The organism is Pseudoalteromonas sp. SR43-5 (assembly GCF_014163835.1).
GTDB classification, from domain to species: domain Bacteria; phylum Pseudomonadota; class Gammaproteobacteria; order Enterobacterales; family Alteromonadaceae; genus Pseudoalteromonas; species Pseudoalteromonas distincta.
The window spans coordinates 1-1,493 of the sequence record NZ_JACJEA010000070.1 but is presented as its reverse complement, the minus strand read 5'-3'; the positions used below and the strand labels follow the sequence as shown (position 1 = coordinate 1,493).

The following is a 1,493-nucleotide window of genomic DNA, read 5'->3' as shown; positions in this document are numbered from 1 at the left end:
AAGCTGTCTCTTATACACAAATCCCTGCTAAGAAATTAGCGGGGATTTTTTTGAACTAAATCTCAATGTCATGATCAGATCTTCAAATCTTGTTTGAGGGCACATTATGATTAACGAACATACTCATTGGGCAAAACAACAATTCGGTAAATCGGACTTAGGTGATCCAAGAAGAACAGCGCGTCTGGTAAAGTTAGCATCAACGCTTGCAAATGAACCAGGAAAACCACTTGTAAACATCACTCAATCCCCCGCCGATATGGAAGGTGCCTACCGCTTTATTCGCAACGAGAATATTGACGCAACGGCTATAGCAGAGTCAGGCTTTAAAGCCACGGTTGAACTAGCAAAAAGTCATAACTTATTGCTCGCATTAGAAGACACGACCACACTAATTTATAAACATTCCTCCATTCGAGATGATTTGGGTCATGTCGGACGAGGAGCAAAACAACGAGGCTTGTTAGCTCATAGCGTATTACTGTTTGCGCCAGACACAAAGCAAGTTGTGGGATTAATTGAACAGTCTCGCTGGAGTCGTGATATCAACACGATTGGAAAAAGAGAAAAACACGCGACGACTTCTTACGAAGAAAAAGAAAGTTACAAGTGGGAGTCAGCGTCACGAGCGATGGCAGAGCGGCTGCAAGGACAAATGGCGAACGTGATATCGGTGTGTGACCGCGAAGCGGACATCTACGAATACTTGCAGTATAAACTGACCGAGCAGCAACGATTCGTCGTACGCTCGATGCAAAGTCGTCATATTGAAGAAGGTGAGGATAAGCTCTATGCGTTTGCAAGCGAGCTGATGAGTGCAGGCACCAAACACATCCACATTGCACAAAAAGGAGGAAGAAAAGCCCGAAGCGCAACACTGGATATCACCTATGCGCCAGTGACACTCAAAGCGCCTTACAATAAGAAAGGACGCTCCCTCCCAGTTTACTATGTCGGCAGTGCAGAGAGAGGAAACGCTGAGAACGGCTTAAGCTGGCACCTATTAACCAGTGAACCAGTCACCAGCAAAGAAGACGCCTTAGCTATCATCACCTACTATGAGCACCGTTGGCTTGTAGAGGAATACCATAAAGTCTGGAAAAGTGATGGCACGGATATCGAAAGTTTACGCCTTCAAAGCCAAGATAACATGGAAAGATTGGTGACGATTAATGGCTTTATTGCGACGCGAATATTGCAACTAAAGTTCACCAATGAGCAGCCTGATTCTCCAAGTTGTGAACAACTATTATCTCCCAAAGCATGGAAGTTATTGTGGTTAAAGAGAATAAAAACACCATTGCCTGAAACTACTCCAAATATGTCATGGGCGTATCAGGAACTGGCAAAGTTAGGAGGCTGGAAAGATACCAAGCGCACAGGGCGTGCATCTGTGAAAGTGTTATGGCAAGGATGGCTTAAGTTACAAGCCATCCTGGAAGGCTACGATTTAGCAAAATCTCTTGAGTCAGACTTGTGATCAAGAGACAGCT

At 44.7% G+C, this 1,493-nt stretch carries 1 protein-coding gene; it reads left to right on the top strand.

The features are described 5' to 3' along the window. The first annotated feature begins 106 nt into the window (after positions 1 to 106). A complete protein-coding gene (locus tag H5090_RS20500) occupies positions 107 to 1,480 on the top strand; it encodes an IS4 family transposase (protein ID WP_182696623.1) in 1,374 nt (457 codons plus the stop codon). The last annotated feature ends 13 nt before the right edge of the window (positions 1,481 to 1,493 follow it).

What these genes read in the sequence shown, in the direction of transcription:
- H5090_RS20500 (WP_182696623.1), top strand. Translation starts at nt 107, where the DNA reads ATGATTAACGAACATACTCATTGGGCAAAACAACAATTCGGTAAATCG.